Below are 5,400 nucleotides of genomic sequence, written 5' to 3'. Positions count from 1 at the left end.
CAAGAAATTCTGTTTGCACCGGAATTAATAACWGATCACAGGCTGCTAAGGCATTAATCATCAACACACCAAGCATGGGTGGACAATCAATCAATACATGCTCAAAACGATCACTCAAGTGTGCCAGCGTTTTACGGATGACCAGACCCTTGCCACTCTGTACGCCGAGTTGTCGATCCAGTGTTGCCATGGCGGTCGCGGCAGGTAACAGGTAAATATTTTCCTGTGAGGTTTTTTTCAGCGTCTGGAAGATTGCACTGTTCGGGCTTTCATCGAGTTTTTGAAACAGGGTGTAGATGCTGTGGTCGAGCGTGTCTGGGTCGAATCCGAAACAGGTGGTCATCGAACCATGCGGATCCATGTCCAGTACCAGAGTGGGTTTGCCTTGCTGTGCCAAAAGACTGGCAAGTGTCATAACCGTGGTAGTTTTACCGACCCCGCCTTTCTGGTTGGCAATTGCCCAGACCGTCATGGCTGAACCTCGGGTTCAATCAGCGGCGAAATGTCGGGTGTGCCTGGCCCGAGTAAGGGGATTTCAATTCGTTCTTCAGCTTCTGCTTGCGGACTGGAAAAAGCATCCAGACTGCGTCGACTGTCACGACTGCCAAGAATTACCAGTACCACACGGCGATTTTTTTGTCGGCCTTGCTCAGTTGCATTATCGGCAATCGGGTGGTGCTCTCCATAACCAATGGCCGACATTCTGTCTGGCTCGATACCATAGCGTTCTAATAAGTGAACTACACTGGCCGCCCGGGCAGCCGACAGCTCCCAGTTTGAAGGAAAGCGTGGTGTGTTGATAGGCTGGTTATCAGTAAACCCTTCGACTTGTACGGGGTTGGCTGTCGCCACAAGCACTTCGGCGATTTGGCCGATGACAGGCACTGCTTGTGTATCCAGCCTCGCTTCACCACTGCCAAACAATAAACTGGATTTGATATCCAGTTCGATCCAGTCTTCTCCAACATTCAAGCTGATATCATCGTTATCAATCAAATCAGCCAGCGCGTCGCCCAGTTGTTGAGATATCTCGCCGATACTGCGAACAGCCTCCGGTACAGGCGGGGGGGTATATTGCGGCAGTTCGGGTAATTCAATCTCAAATACGGGCAAATCGGGTGAACCCGGTTCTGCGACTCGTTCGCCTTCACCTCGGCTGACCTCGCCTACCTGAATCGGTGATGCGCTGCGTGTTGGCTGAGAAAACACACTTTCAAGTGTTTCCGACAACACCCGGTATTTACCTTCATTGACGGATGAGATCGAGTACATCACTACAAAAAACGCAAACAATAAGGTAATAAAGTCGGCATAGGACACCAGCCAACGTTCATGGTTTTCTTGTTCAGGTTCCCGCTTTCTGCGTGCCATGGCAACTAGTCCAGGTAGGCCTGCAATCGGCTTTCAATATTTCTCGGGTTGTCTCCGTCGGCAACACCAATCAATCCGTCAATTAGCATCATTTGCATTTGACTGCGTCGTAATACCAGTGTTTTGAGTTTGTTACCGACCGGCAAAAAAAACAGATTGGCAAAACCAACGCCATAAATAGTGGCGACAAAAGCAACAGCAATGCCAGAGCCAAGTGACGATGGATCGGCGAGATTTCCCATGACATGAATTAAACCAAGCACAGCACCAATGATGCCGATGGTGGGCGAATAGCCTCCCATGGCCTCATAGACTTTTGCTGCCTGCATGTCACTGTGTTCAATCAAATCCAAATCGGTTTCCATGATTTCACGGATGATCTCAGCCTCTGCGCCATCGGCGATCAGCTGCAATCCTTTCTGGGTAAACAGATCGCGTTCTTCCAGTGCCATGGTTTCTAGACGGAGTAAACCCTCACGTCTGGCGACCTGATTCCATTCCAGAATTTTGCCAAGTAATCGTTCAGGTGATAGTTGGGGAGGGCGAAAGATCCATTTGAACATTTTCATCGCTCGGATGAAGGTGTTGAGAGGGGTTTGCAGCATTACTGCGCCAAGCGTGCCGCCCAGCACGATGAGTAACGCAACAGCATTCAGGATAGTATCAATGTGGCCGCCTTCCAGATACTGACCCATCAGTATCGCGCCGAAGCCGATTATTAACCCTGTGATGCTGAGAATATCCATATCAGCTCATTGCTGCCAGTTGTTGACCAATGTCATCAAGGCTCAGGATTTTGTCAGCAATACCCGCTTTGGCAACTGCCATCGGCATACCATAAATGGTGCTGCTTGCTTGATCCTGCGCCCAAACAGTGGCCCCGAGTCGATGTAGTTCCATACAGCCATCGCGACCATCAGAACCCATGCCGGTCAAAATGATAGCTAGCGTATTGGCAGGAGAGATCCTGGCCAGAGAGCTCAATGTCATGTCGATGCAGGGTCTGTATGTCTGAGTGGCCTGGCCAGCTTCCACATTGAGAAACAAGCGTTCGGCACGGCCTTTGAATAGCGTCTGTTGCCCTCCTGGCGCAAGGTAAGCAACTCCGGCTTGCATCACATCCCCCTCTTTGGCCTCCTTGACGGTAATAGCACACTGAGCATTGAGGCGTTCAGCAAAAGAAGGGGTGAAGCTGGCGGGCATGTGCTGGACCAGCAAAATGGGTAACGAGAAGTTCGCGGGTAATTGACTGAGAATTCGCTGTAAAGCCACTGGGCCACCGGTGGAGGTGCCAATGACGATCTGTTTGATTACATCATGGCTGCTGGCTGGCATTTTGTGCGCAGCGGAGACTTCAACGGTTTTGTGTGGTTGGCGTGCTGCGAGAAAGCCTTTGGCGACACTGTGAATTCGATCTCGCAGAACTTTTTGTGCCGCTTGCTTATCACTGGACAGATCTTCAAAGCGTTTGGGCAAGTAATCCATTGCGCCTGCATCCAAGGCATCAAGTGTTGCCTTAGCGCCCTCTGTAGTCCAGGTTGAGATCATCAGAATGGGTGTTGGTCGCACTTTCATGATCTTGCGAACGGCTGCGATACCATCCATCACCGGCATTTCCATATCCATGGTAATAACATCAGGTCTTAGACGAGTGGCCTGAGAAACCGCTTCTTCTCCATTAGCGGCAGTTGCAATGACCTCCATTCGAGGGTCAGCATCTATGATTTCACTGAGCCGTCGACGAAAAAATGCTGAATCATCTACGATTAAAACTTTGACTGTCACGCTGTTCCTCAATAACCACGGTGGGCATAGGTACTCATTAATTCAGGAAAGTCGAGGATGAGCGCAATACGACCATCGCCGGTAATGGTGGCGCCTGCCAGCCCCTTGGTGCCATGCAGCAGAGCACCCAACGGTTTGATGACCACTTCCTCCTGGCCAATCAGCTGGTCAACTACAAACCCTACTTTTTGGGTACCTACATTGACGATCACCACGTGCTGTAACTCGTTTTCGTCAGTGGGTTGGTATGCTTTGACCAGCCATTTACGGAGATAGAATAACGGCAAAGCCTTGTTGCGTACCATAATGGTTTGCTGCCCATCGACCGTATTGGTCTTATTGAGGTCGAGATGAAAGATTTCATTCACGCTTACTAATGGGAATGCAAAAATCTGCTGCCCCAGCATGACCATCAGTGTAGGCATGATTGCCAGTGTCAAAGGTACTTTAATCGACAGCGTTGTACCTTTACCAATTTCTGAGTTGATATCAATGACACCATTGAGTTTGGAGATACTGGTTTTGACCACATCCATGCCGACACCTCGGCCAGAGATATCGGATATTTCCTGTTTCATGGAAAAGCCGGGTGCGAAAATCAGCGCGAAGCACTCTGACTCAGTCAATCTTGAAGCAGTGTCCTGATCCATCATGCCTTTTTCGACCGCCTTGCGACGCAACACTTCGGGATTCATTCCAGCGCCATCATCGGCAATCGTCAGCAGGATGTGATCACCTTCCTGGGCCGCTGCCAGCACGATATGACCCTGACGGGATTTGCCAGCGGCCTCGCGCACATCTGGCATTTCGATGCCGTGGTCAACCGCGTTTCTGACCAAATGCACCAATGGGTCAGCCAGCGCCTCCACCAGGTTTTTATCAAGATCGGTTTCTTCACCCCGCAGTTCCAGGTTGATGTCTTTTTTCAGACTGCGTGCCAAATCTCGTACCACACGCGGAAAACGACCAAATACTTTCTTGATGGGTTGCATGCGGGTTTTCATCACCGCAGTTTGCAAATCTCCGGTCACCACAGCCAGGTTATTGACTGCTTTGGCCATTTCTTCATCTTGGAACGCGGCTTCCAGGGTGTTGATTCTGTTACGCACCAAAACCAGTTCACCGACCATGTTCATAATTTCATCGAGTCGGCTGGTATCAACACGAACACTGGTCTCAGCAGCGGCCGCGGGTGCCGCTTTTGCCGGCGCTGGAGCGGCAGCTTTTGCCGCTGGCGTGTCGCTTTTGTCTTTTTGTGCCGGCTCTGTTGCAGCGGTTTCAGCAATAGTCGGTTCTGGTGATGGTGAGGCTGCGGCAGGTTTTGATGCGACCGGCGGAGGTGTCTTTACTTCAGTCTTGGTGGCGGCTGTTTTTTTCTTGCCTTGCAGTTCATCAAGCAGCGCTTCGAACTCTTCTTCAGTGATATCGTCACTATCTGAGGCAGTGGCCGTCACTGATTTAGCGCTAGTGTCGTCGCTGTCTGATTTTGCCCCTGGCGGTGCATTGCCATGCAATTGATCCAGCAAGGCTTCAAATTCGTCGTCTGTAATGTCGTCACCGGCCGGTGCTGACGAGGTAGCCTCTGGTTCCGGCTCTGGCTCAGGTTCTGGCTCTATTACAACGGCCTCAGCCGTCGGCGTGAAATCAGGATTCAGATACGCTGCCAGTTGATCAAGGATTTGTGGGTCTGCCGCAGTTGGATATTCACCAGCTTTCAACTCGGCAAACATGCTGTTCAGACTGTCGAGCACTTTCAGGAAAGTATCCATCATATCTGCGTCAACAACCCGCTCGCCCTGACGCAGCAGATTGAACACATCTTCACCCTTGTGGCATAGATTCACCATGGCTTCCAGACTGAGGAAGCCTGCACCACCTTTGATGGTGTGAAAGCCACGGAAGATGGCATTAAGCAGGTCAGTATCCTGTGGCGCACTTTCCAGTGTCACCAGTTGTTCATTCAGGCCATCCAGAATTTCTTCTGCCTCGACCATAAAGTCCTGCAGAATTTCATCGTCTGTGTCTAACGCCATGGCGATTTCCTCTAGAAGCCGAGACTCGACAGCAAGTCATCAACATCATCCTGGTTGTTCATCACATTGGGGTTATCTTTGGCGTTAATTTGTGGGCCTTCAGCCTTGATTGGATTGTGGTCTTTTTTTCGTTCAGCATTCAGCTTCAGCATGCTGACCGGCGACTTTGACCAGTCTCACCAGATTGTCTTCCACTTCTTCCTGAAGACTG

6 protein-coding genes are annotated in these 5,400 nt (G+C 50.6%); all 6 read right to left on the bottom strand.

Annotation, left to right across the window (positions count from 1 at the left end):
• Positions 1–472: ParA family protein (locus MPL1_RS12980; RefSeq protein ID WP_009727594.1), on the bottom strand; the 472-nt coding region annotated here is incomplete at its 3' end.
• Positions 469–1,371, bottom strand: coding sequence for a flagellar motor protein MotD (gene motD / locus MPL1_RS12975; protein WP_009727593.1), 903 nt, complete (start codon positions 1,369–1,371; stop codon positions 469–471). The genes motD and MPL1_RS12980, both read right to left, overlap by 4 nt.
• Positions 1,372–1,376: 5 nt before the next feature.
• Positions 1,377–2,117, bottom strand: a complete 741-nt coding sequence (locus MPL1_RS12970; RefSeq protein ID WP_009727592.1) for a flagellar motor protein — start codon at positions 2,115–2,117, stop codon at positions 1,377–1,379.
• A gap of 1 nt (position 2,118) precedes the next feature.
• Positions 2,119–3,156, bottom strand: coding sequence for a protein-glutamate methylesterase/protein-glutamine glutaminase (locus MPL1_RS12965; RefSeq protein ID WP_009727591.1), 1,038 nt, complete (start codon positions 3,154–3,156; stop codon positions 2,119–2,121).
• Positions 3,157–3,164: 8 nt separating this feature from the next.
• Positions 3,165–5,189: a chemotaxis protein CheA gene (locus tag MPL1_RS12960; protein WP_009727590.1), complete on the bottom strand. Its 2,025-nt coding sequence runs from the start codon at positions 5,187–5,189 to the stop codon at positions 3,165–3,167.
• Positions 5,190–5,200: 11 nt separating this feature from the next.
• On the bottom strand, positions 5,201–5,341 hold the full coding sequence (locus MPL1_RS13525; protein WP_009727589.1) for a protein phosphatase CheZ: 141 nt from the start codon (positions 5,339–5,341) through the stop codon (positions 5,201–5,203).
• Between the last annotated feature and the right edge of the window lie 59 nt (positions 5,342–5,400).

It is taken from the genome of Methylophaga lonarensis MPL (assembly GCF_000349205.1).
Lineage (GTDB): Bacteria > Pseudomonadota > Gammaproteobacteria > Nitrosococcales > Methylophagaceae > Methylophaga > Methylophaga lonarensis.
Note: the sequence above shows the minus strand (reverse complement) of the source record. Positions and strands in the feature narration are given on the sequence as shown.